This window comes from Nocardia sp. NPDC019219, assembly GCF_040632645.1.
In the GTDB taxonomy this organism is placed as follows: domain Bacteria; phylum Actinomycetota; class Actinomycetes; order Mycobacteriales; family Mycobacteriaceae; genus Nocardia; species Nocardia sputorum.
On the sequence record NZ_JBEYCG010000006.1, the window covers coordinates 96,659 to 113,990 of the forward strand.

Annotated in this window: 15 protein-coding genes and 1 tRNA gene; 5 read left to right on the plus strand and 11 right to left on the minus strand. The window is 65.0% G+C overall.

Features of this window, described 5'->3' with window-relative positions:
* Window positions 1–20: 20 nt before the first annotated feature.
* The 5 genes from ABZ552_RS13890 to ABZ552_RS13910 all read right to left on the minus strand — a co-directional run bounded on the left by ABZ552_RS13890 (window position 21) and on the right by ABZ552_RS13910 (window position 4,742).
* Complete coding sequence (locus tag ABZ552_RS13890) at window positions 21–776, minus strand: class II glutamine amidotransferase (protein ID WP_281873958.1); 756 nt, start codon at window positions 774–776, stop codon at window positions 21–23.
* Window positions 764–1,990, minus strand: coding sequence for a hypothetical protein (locus ABZ552_RS13895; protein WP_281873957.1), 1,227 nt, complete (start codon window positions 1,988–1,990; stop codon window positions 764–766). Before ABZ552_RS13895 ends, ABZ552_RS13890 begins: the two co-directional genes overlap by 13 nt.
* 111 nt (window positions 1,991–2,101) lie before the next feature.
* Window positions 2,102–2,896, minus strand: a complete 795-nt coding sequence (locus ABZ552_RS13900; RefSeq protein ID WP_281873956.1) for a class II glutamine amidotransferase — start codon at window positions 2,894–2,896, stop codon at window positions 2,102–2,104.
* Window positions 2,884–4,077 (minus strand): hypothetical protein, encoded by a 1,194-nt coding sequence (locus tag ABZ552_RS13905; RefSeq protein WP_281873955.1) that lies wholly within the window; start codon window positions 4,075–4,077, stop codon window positions 2,884–2,886. Before ABZ552_RS13905 ends, ABZ552_RS13900 begins: the two co-directional genes overlap by 13 nt.
* 179 nt (window positions 4,078–4,256) lie before the next feature.
* Window positions 4,257–4,742, minus strand: coding sequence for a hypothetical protein (locus ABZ552_RS13910; protein ID WP_357437302.1), 486 nt, complete (start codon window positions 4,740–4,742; stop codon window positions 4,257–4,259).
* A 658-nt stretch (window positions 4,743–5,400) separates the two neighbouring features.
* Here ABZ552_RS13910 and ABZ552_RS13915 point away from each other — a divergent pair.
* Together ABZ552_RS13915 and ABZ552_RS13920 are read left to right on the plus strand one after the other, a co-directional pair.
* Window positions 5,401–6,789: a DUF6602 domain-containing protein gene (locus tag ABZ552_RS13915; RefSeq protein ID WP_281873952.1), complete on the plus strand. Its 1,389-nt coding sequence runs from the start codon at window positions 5,401–5,403 to the stop codon at window positions 6,787–6,789.
* A 513-nt stretch (window positions 6,790–7,302) separates the two neighbouring features.
* Window positions 7,303–7,950, plus strand: coding sequence for a hypothetical protein (locus ABZ552_RS13920; protein ID WP_281873951.1), 648 nt, complete (start codon window positions 7,303–7,305; stop codon window positions 7,948–7,950).
* A 35-nt stretch (window positions 7,951–7,985) separates the two neighbouring features.
* On the opposite strand, the gene ABZ552_RS13925 is transcribed toward ABZ552_RS13920, so the two are convergent.
* Window positions 7,986–8,168: a hypothetical protein gene (locus ABZ552_RS13925; protein WP_281873950.1), complete on the minus strand. Its 183-nt coding sequence runs from the start codon at window positions 8,166–8,168 to the stop codon at window positions 7,986–7,988.
* 61 nt (window positions 8,169–8,229) lie between these two features.
* On the opposite strand from ABZ552_RS13925, the gene ligD reads away from it, so the two are divergent.
* Entirely contained in the window at window positions 8,230–9,189 is a 960-nt protein-coding gene (gene ligD / locus ABZ552_RS13930) for a non-homologous end-joining DNA ligase (protein ID WP_357437307.1), read from the plus strand.
* Between the two features lie 27 nt (window positions 9,190–9,216).
* Here the strand turns inward: ligD and ABZ552_RS13935 are convergent, their stop codons facing one another.
* A complete protein-coding gene (locus ABZ552_RS13935) occupies window positions 9,217–9,825 on the minus strand; it encodes a hypothetical protein (protein ID WP_281873949.1) in 609 nt (202 codons plus the stop codon).
* A gap of 2,642 nt (window positions 9,826–12,467) precedes the next feature.
* Here ABZ552_RS13935 and ABZ552_RS13940 point away from each other — a divergent pair.
* Both ABZ552_RS13940 and ABZ552_RS13945 read left to right on the plus strand, forming a co-directional pair.
* Window positions 12,468–12,764, plus strand: coding sequence for a helix-turn-helix domain-containing protein (locus ABZ552_RS13940; protein WP_281873948.1), 297 nt, complete (start codon window positions 12,468–12,470; stop codon window positions 12,762–12,764).
* 362 nt (window positions 12,765–13,126) lie between these two features.
* Window positions 13,127–14,263: a tyrosine-type recombinase/integrase gene (locus tag ABZ552_RS13945; protein ID WP_281873947.1), complete on the plus strand. Its 1,137-nt coding sequence runs from the start codon at window positions 13,127–13,129 to the stop codon at window positions 14,261–14,263.
* Between the two features lie 86 nt (window positions 14,264–14,349).
* On the opposite strand, the gene ABZ552_RS13950 is transcribed toward ABZ552_RS13945, so the two are convergent.
* The 4 genes from ABZ552_RS13950 to ABZ552_RS13965 all read right to left on the minus strand — a co-directional run bounded on the left by ABZ552_RS13950 (window position 14,350) and on the right by ABZ552_RS13965 (window position 17,297).
* A tRNA-Pro gene (locus tag ABZ552_RS13950) sits at window positions 14,350–14,423 on the minus strand.
* Between the two features lie 159 nt (window positions 14,424–14,582).
* Window positions 14,583–15,386 carry an NAD(P)H-binding protein gene (locus tag ABZ552_RS13955; protein ID WP_357437312.1) on the minus strand — a complete coding sequence of 268 codons (804 nt, stop codon included), beginning with the start codon at window positions 15,384–15,386 and terminating at the stop codon, window positions 14,583–14,585.
* Window positions 15,383–16,003: a TetR family transcriptional regulator gene (locus tag ABZ552_RS13960; RefSeq protein WP_281873945.1), complete on the minus strand. Its 621-nt coding sequence runs from the start codon at window positions 16,001–16,003 to the stop codon at window positions 15,383–15,385. The genes ABZ552_RS13955 and ABZ552_RS13960 overlap by 4 nt, the downstream gene beginning before the upstream one ends.
* A 109-nt stretch (window positions 16,004–16,112) precedes the next feature.
* Window positions 16,113–17,297: a cytochrome P450 gene (locus tag ABZ552_RS13965; protein WP_281873943.1), complete on the minus strand. Its 1,185-nt coding sequence runs from the start codon at window positions 17,295–17,297 to the stop codon at window positions 16,113–16,115.
* Window positions 17,298–17,332: the final 35 nt, after the last annotated feature.

Sequence of the window (17,332 nt, forward strand, 5' to 3'; positions counted from 1 at the left end):
TCGCGGCCGTTGGACGGCGATCAGAGCCAGGTGTGCGCGGTCAGGCGTTCTCGAGTTCGATGAGGTCGGCGTAGCGGTCCAGACCGTCGAACGCGGCGCAGGCACTCGGCGCAGAATCCGCACGTGGTGCAGTGCGGTCCGGGCTGTTCGGGGTCGATTTCGCCGCAGCCCAGGCAGTACTCCCAGTCCACGGCGCCGGTGTAGCCCCAGGTGTGCGGCAGGTAGGTGCGGTTGGAGTACCAGATCCCGCCGTCCCAGTGCCCGTAGCCTTCGTTGAAGATGTAGGCCGAATGCTTGTAGGCGGGGTCGATGGTCAGCAGCACCATCTTGTCGCTGCCCAGCCACCGCTCCAGCCGCTCCCGTCCCGCCCACGAATCCAGCGACCCGAACGGTTGGGTCGGCAGGAAATCCTCGGCGGCGATACGGGTGTCGCTGCGCTGATCGCCTCTGGTCGGGTGGACGTTGTCCGGCAGGATCCCGTTGTGCGCGAGCACGGTTCGCTCGTCGGCGCCGACGAGGAAGGGATGACAGTTGGCGACGGTGCGAAGACCGTGGGTGGCCAACCGGGAATGGAACAACGCCGCACCCTCCGGATGACGCTGACGCACGGCGGCGAACTCGGTGATCACCTTCTCGGCATTCATGCCGCGCCCGACAAGGATGCCGGTGTCGGTGAGCACGGCGTAGCCGTGGCCGTGCGGGTTGGCCAACGCACCGTTGGCCAAGGCGTCGAGGTCGGGGCTGATACCGGGTTTGACGAATGTCAGGATGCACATGCGAGGGCCTCCATTTCGGCCAGCAGCGGGGAGTAGACCGGGCGCGAGCGCACCCAGGTGGTGAAGGCGGTCCATTCCCAGCCGCGTCGGCGCGCGATATCGGCCGCCGACAGCGCGCGGGTGTATTCGACCGACGCCGCGGCGAACGCCAACGCGGCTTGGACCTGCTGGGGGTGTAGGGAACTGGCGAAGACCCGCAGCTCGAAAGTGTCTTCCGGGCAGACGTTGATCGCCTGATACCGGCCGTATCCGGCTTGGCCTCCCTTGGCGTATTCCAACGCGCTGGAACGCTGTTGCGGGGAGAACTGCGCCCAGGTCGAGGACCGCCGCGCCAGCGTCGTGACCGACTCCTCGTTCCGGTACACGAATTTCAGCCACCGGTAGGCATGCGCGGGGGAGGAGAACCCGGCGCGGGAGACGTGGACGTGGATGCCGACGCCGTCGTCGGTGTAGCAGCCCAGCAACCGCAGCCTGTTGAGCAGCTGCCACGGAAACCGCTCGAGGGCGTACTCATACGACATCGGATGCGTGACGAGCTCGAACCCGCAGGAGATCGAGCCGTCTTCCTTCAGATACGCCAGATCCCGGACGTGCGCGACGGCGGTGTCGACCGCATCGCGGTAACTGCGGTCGGGGGTTTTGATCTCCAGTTCCATCCCGAGGAACAGCGGTCCGTTACCGTGGAACCGCAGTTCAGGGGTGTAGTAGGAGTCGTGGACGGCGGCGTGATGGGCGGTGGAGTAGGTGTCGGCGCAGTTGTCGCAGTAGGTGGTGTCGACCGGGACGAGGGTGAAGCAGTCGCAGCATTCGTGGTAGTCCTGGTCCGCGCATCGCTCGCACACCCGGTTGCCGCTGTCGACGGAATAGAGTTCCTGGGCGAGGCTGTCGCAGTCGTCGCAGCTCTCGTAACCAGACGCGCACTCGGCGCAGACTTCGATGTCGGTGCCGACGACACCGCGGAGGACGCGGGTGTAGACATCGCATTCCCCGCACCGCTGCCAGCCGGTCAGGCATTCACCGCACAGCAAGGTGTCCTCGATCGTGCGGGCGAGGGTGTCGGCGCGGGCGTGGGTCGCGCAGCTGTCGCAGCGCGACAGTCCGGCCGCGCAACCCGGGCACACCCGATCGCCGTCGGCGATGGTGATCAGGTCCTCGCCGCGGACGGGGCTGGAGCATTCCTCGCACGAGGCGGCGGGGAGTGTGGAGGCGGGCATGACGAATCAGGTCCCTTCTCGTGGAATGGAAAGAACCCCGCACCCAGCCCAAGAGGAAGGCAGTGTGCGGGGTTCTGTATCGGAGGCAAGCCGTGGTGGCGCGCTGGTAGTTCAGGGAGCGCTGGCTTGCTGGTGGGGATGGTGATGCGCCGACGGCAGTGCGCGCGGCCCCCGATGGCGTGACGTGGCGGTGGTTGAGGCGGTGTGGCAGGTGCAGTCGGGGAATGCGGTTTCGCAGTCGAAGCACCAGCCGCAGTCACCGCAGTAGCGGCTGGTGCGGTGCAGGTCGAATTTCTGGCAGTACCCACACAGGTATCGGCGTCGCTTCGGCCAGCGCAGCGCCAGGGGTAGGTAGCTGTTGTTGGAGTACCAGATTTCGTCCTGCCAGTACCCGTTGTGGTGGCCGAACAGGTAGGCGTGATGGGCGTAGGCCGGGTCGACGGTGAGGATCAGCAGTTTGCTCGACCCCAGCCACGACGCCAGACCTCGTGCCCCGCGATGGGTGTCGATCGACCCGAACGGCTGCTTGGGCAGGTACTCCTCCGCCGCGATCCGGGTGTCCGAACGCGGGTCATAGGGTCCGGGGTGCACCCGTTTGGGCAGTGTCCCGTTGTGCGCCAGCACCGTTCGAGCGTCGCCACCCAATCGGAACGGGTGACAGTTGCGGATGCCGATGCTGCCGTGGGTGGCGTAGCGGGAATGAAACAACGCCGGACCGGTCGGATGCTCGCCGCGCGCTTTGATGAACTCGGTGATCACCCGGTCGGCGTTCATCCCACGCCCGACCAGAATCCGGCCTCCGGCCACGATCGCGAACCCGTGACCGTGCGGGTTGGCTCGCGCCCCGTAGGCCAATGCGTCGGGATCGGGAGCGACTTGGGCGGGCAGGTATGTCAGCAGGCACATGCGAGGTCCTCCATCTCCGCCCACAGGGGCTGGTAGTCGGGGTGGTCAGCGACCCAGGCGGCGAAGCGCGACCACTCCCAACCGCCCGTGCGGACATCGGCGATGCGCAGGCCGCGGGTGTAGTGGATGGACGCGGTCGTGAACGCCAGCGCCGCCTGCACCCGCTGGACATCCAGGGAGCTGGCGAACACCCGCAACTCGAGGGTTTTGCGCGGGTAGGGGTTGATCGCCTGATACCGCTCCAGACCCAGGGCGTGCTGCGGGCCTTTGGCGGTGTCCTTCGCGCGTGCCCGCGCCATGCGGTCGAACGGCGCGTACCGGGAACGGCGCCGGGCAATGGTGGAGACGGCGGATTCGTTGCGGTACAACAACTTCATCCACCGGTAGATGTGGGCGGGGGAGTCGAACCCGTCACGGCTGGCATGCACATGCAGCCCCACAGAAGAGTCGGTGTCGCAGTCGAGATCTTCCAGCGCTTCCAGCAGCGGCCACGGGAACCGGTCGATCGCATACCGGTAGGACATGGGGTGGGTGACGAGTTCGAATCCGGCTGGCCGGATCGAGGAATCCTGCTTCAAGTAGCCGAGCCGCCCGAGGTGTTCGGTGGCGAGGGAGGCGCATTCGCTGTAGCGGTAGTTCGGGACGATGATCTCCAGCTCCAAACCCAGGAATAGGGGTCCGTCGCCGTCGAAGCGGGGGTCGGGTTTGTAGCTGTAGTGCCAGACGTGGTCCCGGCCTGTCCGGCAGTCACAGGCGTAGCCGCGACGGGTCAGGGTGCCGCACTGCGGGCACGCGGGGAACCGGCCGACACAGGAGGGGCAGGCGCGGTGCCCGCCAGCGACGTAACGGCCGTCGCCGCTGTAGCGGCTGCACCCGAAGCAGATGTCGAACAGCACTGTCGCGCAGCGCAGGCACACCGGCTCGTCACTGTCGGTGCGCACCGCGGGGCTGGTGGGTTTGCGACACGACACGCACGGCCGCCAACCGGAAACACACCGGGCGCAGAGTTGCTGTTCGTCGGCGGTTTCGGTCAGCGCGAGCGAGGGCTCGCGGCAGTGATCGCATAGGGAGATCTGTCCTGCACAGCAAGGGCAGACGAACTGTTCCTCGACCGGGTATCGGTCACCGGGATCACCACTGCCGCAGACCGCGCACAGCGCGACAAGGAGGGTATCGGGCATGACGGGGCCACCTTCCGGAAATGACAGAACGCCAGACGTTCCCGGTCTGGCGTTCAGGGGCAACAGGATGTTGGTGATGTGGTGAATTGCAAAGCCGCAGGTCGGCGGGCTCGCGCGGGCGAGTGGTCACCGCATTCGTCGGTGAAGTCAAGTCTCCCGACCAGTCGGGGAGACTGTTGCTATGCCGCGTCGCGGACGGTCACGGCGGCGTGGGCGGTGTGTTCGAGAGCGAGCAGGAGGTCGTCGGCGTGGCCGTGCCAACGGGCTTCGAACCCCGCCCGCTGTTTGGGTCTCACGGAATCGGGTGCGGCGACGAAGAACTCCTTCAACCGCGGATACGTCGCCGCGTGGTCGGTCAGCCACACCCGGGTGTGGTCACCGTCGAGCGCGCACGGGACCTGCAACCCTGCGGCCATCCGGTGCAGGATCTCCACTGTTTCGGCGCGGCTGCCATGGGCGACGGTGTCGACGGCCCGCCTGGCGCGCGCGGGTGCGGTGTAGCAGCGCCGCACCCGGTAGACCGCCCACCGGCAGCGATCCAGCTCCGCTTCGGCCAGCGCGAGGACGTCGTGGGCGCCGTCGCGGCGCAGCCGATCGGTCAGCGACTTACCGGGCCCGAACAGCCCGGAGTTGCGGTTGAGCGCGACAGCGACATACTCGTCCACCACATGCTTGAACGCCTCCGCCGGCGCCGCCTCAAACCGCGCCAGCTGCTCAGGCCACCCGGGCCGGGAAACGAAGCAGCATTGGCGGCAGCAGGATTTCGGCCACCACACCCCGAACAACCCGAACAGATATCCCTGGCAGCGAGCCAGGGACCAGCCAGCGGCGTGCAGCGGGGAGATCGGCGACGGCGCCCACCCAAGGTCACCGACGAATCCATCGCGATCCGCCGGGTCTCCTCGGCGTTGTAGCCGACCGCATGCACATACGGCGCGCAACCCAGATGGGTGGCCCGCCAACTGTCGAGGGGCACCCCTTTCGCCTTGGCCGAACTTCACTGCACTCCGTAGAGTCGGAACTCCGCAGCACTCGGTCGCGGAATCCGGCGCGAGGTTCTTCTTGGCAGCCAACGGCCATCAGCACTTTCGCCGAGGCTGGCTATCGTCCTCCTCGGCAGTGCCCTGGTCATGTGGTGCAGCCATTCGACCTTCCGGCTCCGAACTGCCTGGTTTGTTCCTCTTTCGTTCGGGGCTGAGTCTACCGATCGCGGACCGCGGCTTCCCCGGAAGCGCAGAACCGCTGCAATTGCCGTGTAGCGAACAATTACTAATGTCGGTAACCTGAGTCCAGGACATGATGACAGACACGAAATGGGGGCCAATGATCAAGACCGTCGCAGAGCTTCTTCGTCAGCTCATGGAAAATGAGCGGAAATTGTTGGACGCGGTCCCTCTGAAGCACGGACCCACGATTGGTGAAATGTATGAGGGACTATCTCAAGATCTGCTACGACGAGCGATACCGTCAGGACTTGATCTACGACTGATCGGCGGATTCATAGTTGATGGACTTGGCAACACATCGGGCCAGATCGACTGTATGCTTGTCCGGGGCGAAGGTTTGCCGATCCCGTATACAAGGGCTTACGCTTGGCATGTCAAAGACGTCATAGCTGTATTTGAGATTAAGAAGTCGCTTTATGGCAGTCAGTTGCGGGAAGCGTTCCAGCATTTGAATGAGGTTCGGGGAATCGAACGCTCATATCGACGATCAGCCGAGAGTGACGACGATCCAGTAGATCTTGAGTGTGTTGCGCGTTCGTTTGCGGAGACAACTCGTAGTGCCGTACCCTCCTACGATTCTATCGAGTCTCTTCCATTCCACCTGAATGTTCTTTTTCATACGCTGGTCGTCGAGCATATAAGTCCGCTACGGATTATTATCGGGTACCACGGGTTCAAGTCCGAACACCGTTTTCGCGCGGCCCTTTATGAGTACCTCGAAGAAAATCTCGGGCAGGATGGCTTCGGCGTCGCAGGGTTCCCGCATTTGATTGTCTCCGGAAACTTCTCATTGGTAAAGGCGAACGGAGAGCCGTTCTCAGCGCAACTGATAGACGATGACTGGTGGCCATTCTACTTCTCCACGACGGTGAATCCAGTTCTCATGATTCTCGAACTTATATGGACACGGCTCGATTGCCGATATGAGATTGGCGGATTATGGGGTGAGGATTTGGAACTGGAGGTTCCTCACGCTTTTCTACTCGCCAAAGCTGGTGAGAGTGTGGAGGGGCGTTCCGGCTGGAACTATGCGTTTGTGAACAATACTGCAGCCTCCCTGTCGAAGCTAGGTGACCACGAGGAGTGGTCACCTTGTTATCTTTCGGTACCGCAGTGGGTCATTGTGAATATGCTCTGTCACGGCGAGAAAGTCAGGTTTGATGATGAACGGTTGATTGAATATCTGACTGGCGAAGGAGTGATAGATCTGGATCGTTTCTGGTCCGACCTACTGAGCACAACGCTCGTTGCGCGATCGAGCGATTCCATGGAGTTGGTGCTAATCACCATCGACTGTCACATGGCAATTCTTCCGGGCGGACAACTCGTGGCGGCTGAAAACAATACCGGTCGGCTTTTTCGATGGATTGAGAAGAACTCCGGTATATCATCGAGCGGAGCCGCCCTGGAATTGGACAAGGAATCGGGACCTAATTACGGCGTAGACCGCGATAGTCAACGGACGGGAGATGGTGCAGTTAACTGAGCAGGTGCGGTTGCCGCCGAGGGTGGGCAACACGCCGTTGCCGCGGTGCTCGTCGCTGAGCGCGTAGAAGCCGGACTTCTCCGGGTCAGGGTGTAACTGCACTGGTTGCCGGGTGTCCTGCAACACCACGATGCCGTCCGCGGCCGAGGGGCCCTTGCGGGCCACTTCGACGAGGCGAACCGAATGCTGCCGCAGTAACGGCAGGACGTGGGCGGCGACCAGGTCGCAGGTGCTGGTCCACTCGTCACCGGTCTGGGCGACCAACACGATTCGACAGGTCGCCTCGCAGTTCCGTGGGCCGGAATTGTGGCTCGAGCAGCGTGCGTACTACTCCGCAGGTGCTTTCCACCCCCATGCCGTAGGACCAGCACACGGCCACCGCGCCGCCGAAAAGGTCCGGCACGGCGAACAAGCCCTCGGTGGCATCAGCCATACGTGAAGTCCTCTCAGACGAAGGGGCGGGACGAGGTGGTGTCATCGATGCGCCGGGTGCGTCGGCGAGATTCACCCAGGGTGCAGACAATCGAGGCCGGTAAAATCGTCGGCGGAGAATCAGCAGGCGGGCCCAGAATTAGGAGGCCGGCCATGTCGTCGCGTCGCCCCCCGCGCTCCCCGCGCACGGCTCGATCCCCCGAAGTTGTCGCGCGACTGGAACGCGCACGCGCACGTAACAAACGACGCCGCGAACTGGCACGCCAGCGGGAGCGCACCATCCATGAGGCGGTGCAGCGGTACCTCACCGACTGGGCGGCGATCACCGCGTGCGAAACCACACGCGATCAACACATCGCGGCGCTACACAAGCAGATCAGCAACGTCGAGGCAGCCGCCGCGCAGGAGATCGCCCGGTACCGCGCCGACCAAGCCGAGGCCGCCGCCGTGATCCGTGACCACGGGGCCTCCGACGACGAGTTGGCGGACCTGCTCGAAATCAGCGCCAAGCAAGTCCGGCAACTGATCACCACCGCCCGCGCCCACCGCGACACGACCTCACCGGAGGCAGTACCAGCGCCGACGGTCGCGCCAACCGGGCGGCTCGAGCGTGCTCGACACGGCACCACGGATTCCGGTCACTCGACAGAACAGATCACCGATGCAGTCGATACCGTCGAGTCACCTACGGCGGACCGCTCCACGAAGGACGGCGAGCACGCGAGCTGATCCGGCGGCACCGAGGGGAAAAGGGGAGTGCGCTGCTACGGATGTTCGGCGGGCACGGCGTAGGCGAGATCGGTCGGGAACGGGTAGGTCCCGGGAGTGTCGGCGACCGCTTGCACGAGAGCTTTGCTCGGATCCCCGTCGACGCCTACCTCGATGATGCGGAACACACTCACCCCGCCTGCGACCAGGTGAATGAGGGAGCCTTCCTCGAACTGCACAGCTGCGAGACTATCGAACAACACCCACAGGTCGGTATTTGCTCTATGTACGCTGACTGATGTGTCCGTGCCTGCGCCGATGCTGGCGACGCCTGGTCGGCCGCCCGATGCGCCAGGCCGGTGGGCGATCGAGATGAAGTGGGATGGGATGCGCGCCATTTGCGGCATCACCGGTGGTCGGGTGGAACTGTATAGCCGCAACCGCAACAACGTCACCGCGTCCTACCCGGAACTGAGCGCCGCGCTCGCGGAGTGCGCCCACGGCACCGACATGATCCTCGATGGCGGGATCGTCGCCCCCGACCCGGCCACCGGCGCGCCGTCGTTCGCCCGGCTCCAGCAGCGCATGCACCTGACCCGGCCCACCCGTGAACTGGTCGCGGTGGTGCCCGTGCAACTGTTCGTGTTCGACCTGCTCGAACTCGACGGTGCCGGCACCATGGCTCTGCCCTATGTCGATCGACGCGCCCGCTTGGGCGAACTCGACCTCACCGGGGCCGGGGTGCGCGTCCCGCCGTTCTGGACCGACATCCCGGTCGCCACCATGCTCGATACCGCCGCTTCCCACCGTCTCGAAGGTGTGGTGAGCAAGCGTATCGACTCCGTTTACCGCCCTGGGACGCGCTCGCGCCTGTGGTTGAAGACGGCGATCCGGCAGACGACGGACGTGATCATCGCAGGCTGGGTTCCCGGCAGCAGTGGTGGAGAGCGCGGAGCGCTCGGCTCCCTGATCCTGGGTGCCTACGACGAGTCGGGCCGGTTGGTCTACGTCGGGCACGTCGGCACGGGCTTCACCACGGCAGTGCGCCGGGCACTGCTCGAGCGGCTGATGGACTTGACCACAACCGACAGCCCGTTCGACCGACCGGCACCATCCTGGCGGGTGAGGGCGGCGCGCTGGGTGAAACCGCAGCTGGTGGGCACGGTCGAATATCGAGAGTTCGTCGGCGCGCTGCGGCATCCGAGCTGGCGAGGATTGCGGACCGAGATCAACCCCAGCGAGGTCAAAGCACCGAAATAGCATGAGCCCCCGCTGAGTTCGTCGAACTCAGGCGTTCGCGTAGCCACCGGCAGTCCACACGAACCAACGGAAGTGCTGCGGCGCGAAACCCTGCCGAGCGGGAACCCCCGGCGTCGGAGAGCGCGGCCAGAACGCAAGACCGCAGCGATGGCAATAGAAGGCAGCCCGCCATAGTGTGTACGCGGCGTGACGCCCTCGGGCGATCTTGCTGTTACGGCGTGCTCGCTGGATCGCAACCGTCACGACAAGCAGTCCTGGGGTGGCGATCGCGGTGGAGACGAAGAGAATCCCCAGTATCGCGGCCAAATCTTGCGACTCGGATTCGATGGTGCGGTAGGCGGCGAAAGCTGGAGCCAAAGCGAACAACGCTGGAAGCAACAGCAGGAAACCAACCAAAAGCAGGCGCCCGACCGGTCGCTGGACAGGTTCCCAGGCGAGGCTTCGGGCGAGTGCTGTGGTGTGGGTGCTTTCTGTGGTGGAGGTGCCGAACACCGGTATCAGGCCAGTCGAAGCTATCCCTACGCCGGAATAGACGTTCGTCCCAAAAGCGGTCGACACGCCGTCGGATCGGACAGCGGGCACACTCTGGACCAGATCGAGTTGATGGCAGTGTGGACAAGCCAGGTCGATGTCCATGCGGGAAACCCCCTCCCAAGCCGTTGCGCTGGAGCGGCGCGCCTGTGGTGCTGGTACCTGCAACGAAAGCCTTGTCGGGTATCCAACACCGTCAACTACTTCCTGTCGAGGGGGATTCGAGAGCTTCTGCATCGGGTGATCCTTCCCTGTTGCTGCTAGTTGGGTGACTCTGCTGCCAGTGGCTCGGCAGCGGCGTCATCGTCCACATTTGCTTCGGCATTGCGATCAGACGGATCTCGAAGCAGCCCAGACTGACACAGTTCCACGCGAACTCGTTCGGCCGCCAAGTCGGGCTGGTGAGCTGCGGGTGGCACCGGCCCTGTGAAGATCTGCACTCCGCTCCGCCCGCTCCGGTGATGACGCCGTCATCACCGGAGCATCGAATCGTTGCGTTCACCTGGTGATGACCGTGTCATCACCACAAGTGGTATGGTCTGTCGTGAAATGTAGTGACGCGTCGTGAAACGGCAGTTGAGCGGCCGTATTACGCAAGGATCAGCTCGCTGAACTGGTGTAACGCCGAGTGTCCCGACGAGGTTCAAGTCCTCTTGGGCCGAGGCCCTTAATGCCAGATCAGGCATCTTTCCGGTACGCCCGAGCCGATTCCGAGTTATTGTCGCGGTCATCAGTTGGTCGTCGCGAACGGTTCGGCGCGCGATCTCCGCAGCCCACGTCGTTGCCGACCGAGGTGCCCGTTAGGTCTCGTTCTCCTGCAGTGAGACTCGGGTACTACCGGGCTGGGTCCGGCTGGGAAAGAGAACAGTCCGCTGTTCCGGGTGAACGTTCCAATCCTGGGCCCGGCCGTCGTGGTGGGTCAGGCCGCGATGATCAAGGAGGTCTACACCGCGCCTGCTGAGTCTCGGTCAGGCCTCCAACCTCGGGCTGGTTTTCGGACCGGGTTCCACTTTCAGCCTCGACGGGGAGTGCATCGCGCCAGACGGAATCGCATCCATGGATGCGGTGGCCGCTGGCCTGACAAGTCGGAGTGCATGGCACTGGAATCCCAGGATCGGCGTGCGCGTGCGGGTTAGGCGGCTCACGACACCTATCCGCGTTCCAGCCGTTTGGTTGTGCCGGTATCCACCCTGCCCGCTGTGCAGAGCTAAACGCGCATGCCCGACAGTGCCAGTTCTCGAAGGGCGGCGAGACATTAGGCTCGACGAGATGCAGGACCAGACCATCTTCAAGGCTCGCGTCAGAGCAGGCTTTAGATCAAACGACAAAAGTGAATGAAAATTGCCTTATCCGGCTAGGAAGTCGCTGGTCAACAAGTGTGCTCCCGCGCCTGCGGGGATGAGCCCCGGCGCGGCCGGTTTGCGGACGTGGTTTGCAAGTGCTCCCCGCGCCTGCGGGGATGAGCCCCGCGCATCCGCCAGCGGATCACCCGGCAGCTCGTGCTCCCCGCGCCCGCGGGGATGAGCCCTGCGACCCGGCGAATCCGCGGCATCGGTTCCTGTGCTCCCCGCGCCCGCGGGGATGAGCCCACCTCGGCGAACGCGTCGTCGATGCCGATCTCGTGCTCCCCGCGTCCGCGGGGATGAGCCCGGTCCGGCGGACTGGGCAAGGTCGAAGCGGTGTGCTCCCGCGTCTGCGGGGATGAGCCCTCGAAAGGCACTGGCGTCCAGCGCGGACGTGGTGCTCCCTGCGCACGCGGGATGAGCGCGGAGCGCTGAGCGACCAAGTGATTGATGCAGAGGCCCCCGCGCACGCGGGGTTTAACGTTTAGCTGAATTCCGACCCAGTCCGTCCGCGAGGAACCGGAGGGTCAATACCCAACCGGATGGGCCACGGGAATGGGCCCAACCGGGACGCATCGAACTCACCATCCATAGGGTTACTCGGGCCAGGTTAGATGCGGAGTTTCGGTGGCTGATGACAAGGTGATGACGCCGTCATCACCTATGCCTGTGATCCGCGTGTTTCATCTGGTGATGACCGTGTCATCGACTGGGGTGGTACATTTCGTACTGAAATGTAGCGACACGTCGTGAAACGGCAGTTGAGCGGCGGCGATGCAGTAAGGTCAGCTCGCTGACCAGGCCGTGTGCGGTGGTTCGCTCGGGGGTTAGATTCCCCCAAGCGGTAGTGGCCCCTTGTTCGCATTCCTCGTAAAACAGCCGTGGGGCGCGTGGTCTTCACCGTATTGCCGGGCGGGTGACCAACTCTGGAGCACCACCTCATCAGGGCCGGGGTGCAGCCGACGGAGAACCCGGTCCGGCCCGCCGCGGTGAAATCATGCAGTCCGTCGATGAGTCTAGGTCCACAACTGGATCAGCTTCCCACGCCTGCTGTTGTGAGCCCTATTGAGGCGCATCCCAATTGCATTGGCCTACGTGGAACGGAATGCATTTCGCGTGGTTTCCGGTCGTTCGCAACGCGGAGTTGATCAGTCCGAGCCGCTACGCCCCTGGACTGGGGCGGCTCGCTGCCTAGGGAGTGGGTGTCGCGGTCACGTCACTGTGCGCGGTCATGGCGGGCGTACTGATGACAGACTTCGGCTGCCACACTGCGGTCGAAAAGAACGGTGCTGCAGGAGGTTCGAACCGCCTCCGGATGGGTGGTCGTGGCATCAGGGACCGGTCGAGGGTTTAATGGTTGTCGGGTACGTCTGCTGCCAGGGGACTGGAGAGAGGTACCTCGTCATGTCCGAAAAGTCCCCGGCATCCCGTCCTACACCATCGCGGCCGACCCACAGGGGCGACGCAAGTTCCCGGTCCGAGCCCGTGCCTGCGGGTGACGATGTCTGGTTGAGTACGCGGGAAGTTTCGGAGCGGTTGAAGATTCCGCTCAAGACGTTGGCGTCGTGGGCATCCGCTGGTCGCGGCCCACGGTACGCGCGGATGGGACGCTACCGACGCTACCGACTCAGCGACTTGCTGGCCTGGGAGCAAGACCGACTCGATCGCGGTGGCGGAGCCGCCGGTTCTACGCACGGTTGAGCCACGCTCGGGCGGGCCGCTGCTGCATGAGCCTAGCGAGCTGTAAGCGTCAATCCGCATGCAGGCTATCTTCTAGCTACTTTTCACCTCTTGAGGCTCATGTGGTCGTCTGCCCATGCTTCCGCAGTGCGTTCACCTACGACTCGGCGTTTCCAGCGGTGCGGCAGCGCCGCCGATCGGGCCGTGGGCTGCGCCTGTGAATCGATGGTTATCCAGGTGTGGGGAAGGGTGTAATGGGTGGGAGGTTGCCGAAGCCGGTCGGGACGTTCGGGACACCGACGAGGCCGAAGAAGCAGAAGAACGGGCGGTACAGGACCACCGTCCGCTATTACGGTGCGGGTGGGTCGCAGCAGCTGGAACGGATGGGTGTCAGTGCCGACGACGCGAGAAACCGGTTGGCCGAGGCGATGCGGGATTTTCGTGAACAGCTCGGGCACGATCGGATCACCCGCAACACCAAGCTGGTCCAACTGGCGAAGGAGTTGCTCGACGAACTCGAGGCCGACGACGCCTACACCGCGGGCAACGTCGAGGACTACCGCCGCGAGATCTACGTCTCCAAGGACCGGCGCGCCAAGCGGGACACGATCAAGATCGAGAACTCGATCGGGAACCTGCAGATCTGGCAGGCCACCGCAGGCGAGCTCGACCGACACCTGAAACGACTGGTGTCGCTGGGGCTGCGGCGTAAGGCCAAGCAGCACAAGATCATCCTGCGGGCGATGATGCAGATCGCGGTCCGCCACGGCGTCCTCGACGCCAACCCGATCGACGGCGTGAGTGCCTTCACCCGCCGCCGCGTACCCGCGCGCGGCAAGGTCCAAGACCACGCTGCGCTGCCGGCGTTCCGGGCCCAGGTGCGAGCGTGGGCGCGTGGGGAAGCTATCCCGGGGACTCCGGCGTACAAGAGTGGTCCGCCGCGGGATTGGACGGTGGTGTGGGTGGTGGACGTGATCACCGGGACCGGGATGCGCCCGCATGAGGTCTTCGCCCTGCTGCTCGACGACATCGACCTCGACGCCAGCGATCCGTACCTGGACGTGACCGGCACACTGGTCGAAGAGAAGGGCGCCGGAGCCGGAGGGTGGGTGCGCAAGCCGGCGCCCAAGTCGGAGAACGGCTGGCGGCGGATCCTGCTGCCCGAACACGCCGTCGAAGCGATCCGGGAGGCGATCAAAGACCTCGAGGTCACCGACCGCCCGAACCCTATGGGCTTGTTGTTCCCGGCACGCAACGGGTCGCTGCGCAACCCGAACAACTTCGGGCGCACCTGGCGGGCCGCGCGCGGTGAGGACTTCGCCTGGGTTACCCCGCGAACCTTCCGCAAGGGCGTGGCGACCGCGGTCGATCACGCCTTCGACGACCCCGAACGGGCAGCCCGCCAGCTCGGCAACACCCGCGAGGTCGCCAAGACCCACTACATCGACGTGCCTGAGACCGTGCCCGACAACCGTGCTGTCCTGGAAGCCTGGGCGCGTGGGCAGAGCCCGAAAACGTGAGATTTCTGTGAGATGGGTCGAATCCCGGCACCCCTCCACGGAACGAGAAAACCCCTTCCGACGCTGGTCGGAAGGGGTTTTCTGTGTCGGGCTGACAGGATTTGAACCTGCGACCACTTGACCCCCAGTCAAGTGCGCTACCAAACTGCGCCACAGCCCGTCGCGTCCGCTGTGCGGGCGCTCGAAGAGATTACCGCACGAGGGTGGGGCGGTGCTAATCGCCTAGTCAGAGTGGGTTGTGGTGCCTGGCGGGGTGGGCGGTGGCTTGGGCTCGCCGGTGCGGGCGGGGGCCGTGGCGCGGGGACTGAAGGCCGGGCGCTCAGCGATAGTCGTCCACGTGGTCTACCGCCCACTGGGCGAAGGTGCGGGCGGGGGTGCCGGTGATCGATTCGGAAGTGGGGCCGACGGGGCTCGGTTCCGTTCCGGCCTTCGCCCACAGGTCGAGGACCGGGCGGTAGTAGATGTCGGCCGCTTCCTCGTAGCTCAGTTCGATCAGGTTGATTCGCTCGCCCAGGGCAGCGGCGATGGCGGCGACCTGTTGGCGATGCGAGAGGGATTCCGGGCCGGTCAGCGGGTAGATTTTGCCCGCGTGGGAGGGGTCGTCGAGCGCTGTGACAGCCGCGGCGGCGATGTCGGCCTCATGGATCGGGGTCAGTTGCAGGTCCGGGAAGGGGACGCGGACGACGCGGTCGGCCTTGATGGTGGAGAACCAGAAGCGGGCGTTGGCCGCGAAGGCGCCGGGCCGCAGGACGGTCAACGGCAGGCCGGACCCGCGTAGCGGGTTCTCGACCGCGAGATGCCTTGCGCCGATGGGGTTGTGGTCGTTCTCGGCCGCGATGGAGGACAGCAACACGATGTGGGCGACTCCGGCGGCCTTCGCGGCGTCGACGAAGTTGTCGATGCCCTCGGCGGCGGCGTAGCAGAAGATTTTATCGACACCCGTGAGGGCGGCGGTGACCGATCCGGGATCGGTCAGGTCGAGCCCGACGAGGTCGACGCCGTCCGGCACGGTGGTTTCGGCCGGTTGGGAACTGGCCGCCCGCACCGGCTTTCCGGCTTCGCGCAGTTGATCGACGACGGCGCGGCCGACGATGCCGCGAACGCCGGTGACGAGGTAGGTCATGGGGTTTCTCCTTCGGAAGGGGAATCGGTGAGATGGGCGAGAATGCGGCGCAACTGTGCGCCGTAGCGGTGCTCGAACTCGGCGGACTGGGCATCCACGCCGAACAGTTCGCGAACCTGCACCGGTAGCAGCAGGGGGGCGATGACCATCCCCATCACCGCGAGCTGGAAGGCGGCGGGGTCGAGGTCGGCGGCGACCTCGCCGTCCTCTTGCCTGCGCCTGGTCGCGGCGAGATCGCTCCGTGATATCGGGTGCTCGCCGGGCGGTGCGGCATCCGACAGTCCGCGCCACATGAGCAGGCGGATGCCGCGCGGGTCGCGCAACCCGTCGCGCAGATAGTTCGTGACCACCTCCGCCAACGGCAGCGCCGGATCGCTGAATGCGGCCTCGCGCTCCAGCCAGCTCTGCTGGAGCGCCCGGTACAGGCCTTCCTTGCCGCCGAAGTAGTAGGTGATCAGCTGCTTGTTGACGCCGGCTCGTTCGGCGATGTCGCCGACTCGGGCGCCGGCGTAGCCCTTTGCGGCGAACTCGTCCAAGGCCGCTTCGAGCAGACAGCGTTTCGTCCGTTCGGCGTCGCGGACGCGGTGGGCGGGATCCGGGGTGCGATGACTCGGCACCTCCCCAGAGTAGGGCGTTATTTTACAGATGGGTAATTGTTTTAGACATTCAGGTGATTCGTAACAAGCCTCTCGCTCGCCGCGGGGCACCGGCACCCACCTGTGGGTCTCAGAGCAGAGCGAGGGGCGGCGACTCCGGAAAAGTGACCGGGACGGTGGCCGGTGCCCGGTGGAAGGAGCTCGGCAGCCACTTCACTTCCGCGGCGGGGATCGCGAGCCGGATCTCCGGTAGCGCGTCGAGCAGCTGGTCGAGCGCCTCTTGGACGATGACCATGGCGACCGACTGGGCGGGACAGGTGTGCGGACCGGCGCCCCAGGCCAGGTGGGAGCGGTTGCCCTGGCGGTCGCCCGCTACCGCCGTGGGATCGTTGTTGCAGGCCGCCAAACCGATCAGTACCGGTTGATGTTGCGGCAGCCACACGTTCCCGACGATCTGCGGCTGATTCGGGTATCGCACACACGAATTCGCCGTCGGGGGATCGGTGAACAGCACCTCGTCGATGGCGTCGCGGGTGGACAATGCTCCGCCGAGGAGTTCGCCGCCGAATCGGTCATCGGTCATCAGCAACAGCACGGTGACCGCGATGAGGTTCCAGGTCGGCTCGGCCCCCGTGGTGTACAGCGAGGCCATCTGATGGACGAGTTCGGTTTCGCTGAGCCGAGCCGGATGCTGGACCAGCCAGGACGCCACGTCTCCGGCAGGCGCTGCCCGCTTGGCCGCGATCACCTCGAGCATGGCCGCGTTGAGCGTTCGCCGGTTCTCGTCCACCGAGCCGGGGTCGACGGCGTCGCGCAGGTTCATCATCGCTGTGTAGGCGTCTTCGCGGATTTCCGGTGGGAATCCGAGTACTTCCTCGAGCACGCGGACGGTGAGCGGAATCGCGTACTCGTTGAGCAGATCTGCCGCACCGGCCGCGCAGAAACCGTTGATCAGCGACACGGCGGTGCGTTCCACTGTGTCGCGCAGCCGGTGCAGATCGATCCGGTCGAGGCTGCCGGTGACCGCGTTCCGGTAGCGGGCATGCTCGTCTCCCGCTGCGCGCGAGGCGTCCGGCCGCCACCGCATCGTCCACGGCACCGGGCACTCCGGCGGCACATGCTGTTCCCATTCGCTCGGATCGGCGGAGAAACGCGCCGAGTCGGTGAGGACGTCCAATGCTGTTCGGTAATCGATGATCAGAGTCGCCGACACATCCGGCGCTACTTCGACCGGGACGAGCGGGCCGTGATCGCTTCGCATCTGCCGGTACGCGGCATGGGGGTCGGCGGCGAACTCGTCCGAATACAGCTTCACGTGTGCGCACCGGAGGGCTCGAAGGGCAGCGAAAA

Bases quoted from the DNA above. Each gene is read 5' to 3' on its own strand.
- ABZ552_RS13940 (WP_281873948.1), top strand. From the start codon at position 12,468: ATGTCCGAAAAGTCCCCGGCATCCCGTCCTACACCATCGCGGCCGACC.
- ABZ552_RS13900 (WP_281873956.1), bottom strand. From the start codon at position 2,896: ATGTGCCTGCTGACATACCTGCCCGCCCAAGTCGCTCCCGATCCCGAC.
- ABZ552_RS13890 (WP_281873958.1), bottom strand. From the start codon at position 776: ATGTGCATCCTGACATTCGTCAAACCCGGTATCAGCCCCGACCTCGAC.
- ABZ552_RS13935 (WP_281873949.1), bottom strand. From the start codon at position 9,825: ATGGACATCGACCTGGCTTGTCCACACTGCCATCAACTCGATCTGGTC.
- ABZ552_RS13945 (WP_281873947.1), top strand. From the start codon at position 13,127: ATGGGTGTCAGTGCCGACGACGCGAGAAACCGGTTGGCCGAGGCGATG.
- ABZ552_RS13895 (WP_281873957.1), bottom strand. From the start codon at position 1,990: ATGCCCGCCTCCACACTCCCCGCCGCCTCGTGCGAGGAATGCTCCAGC.
- ABZ552_RS13915 (WP_281873952.1), top strand. From the start codon at position 5,401: ATGATCAAGACCGTCGCAGAGCTTCTTCGTCAGCTCATGGAAAATGAG.
- ABZ552_RS13905 (WP_281873955.1), bottom strand. From the start codon at position 4,077: ATGCCCGATACCCTCCTTGTCGCGCTGTGCGCGGTCTGCGGCAGTGGT.
- ABZ552_RS13955 (WP_357437312.1), bottom strand. From the start codon at position 15,386: ATGACCTACCTCGTCACCGGCGTTCGCGGCATCGTCGGCCGCGCCGTC.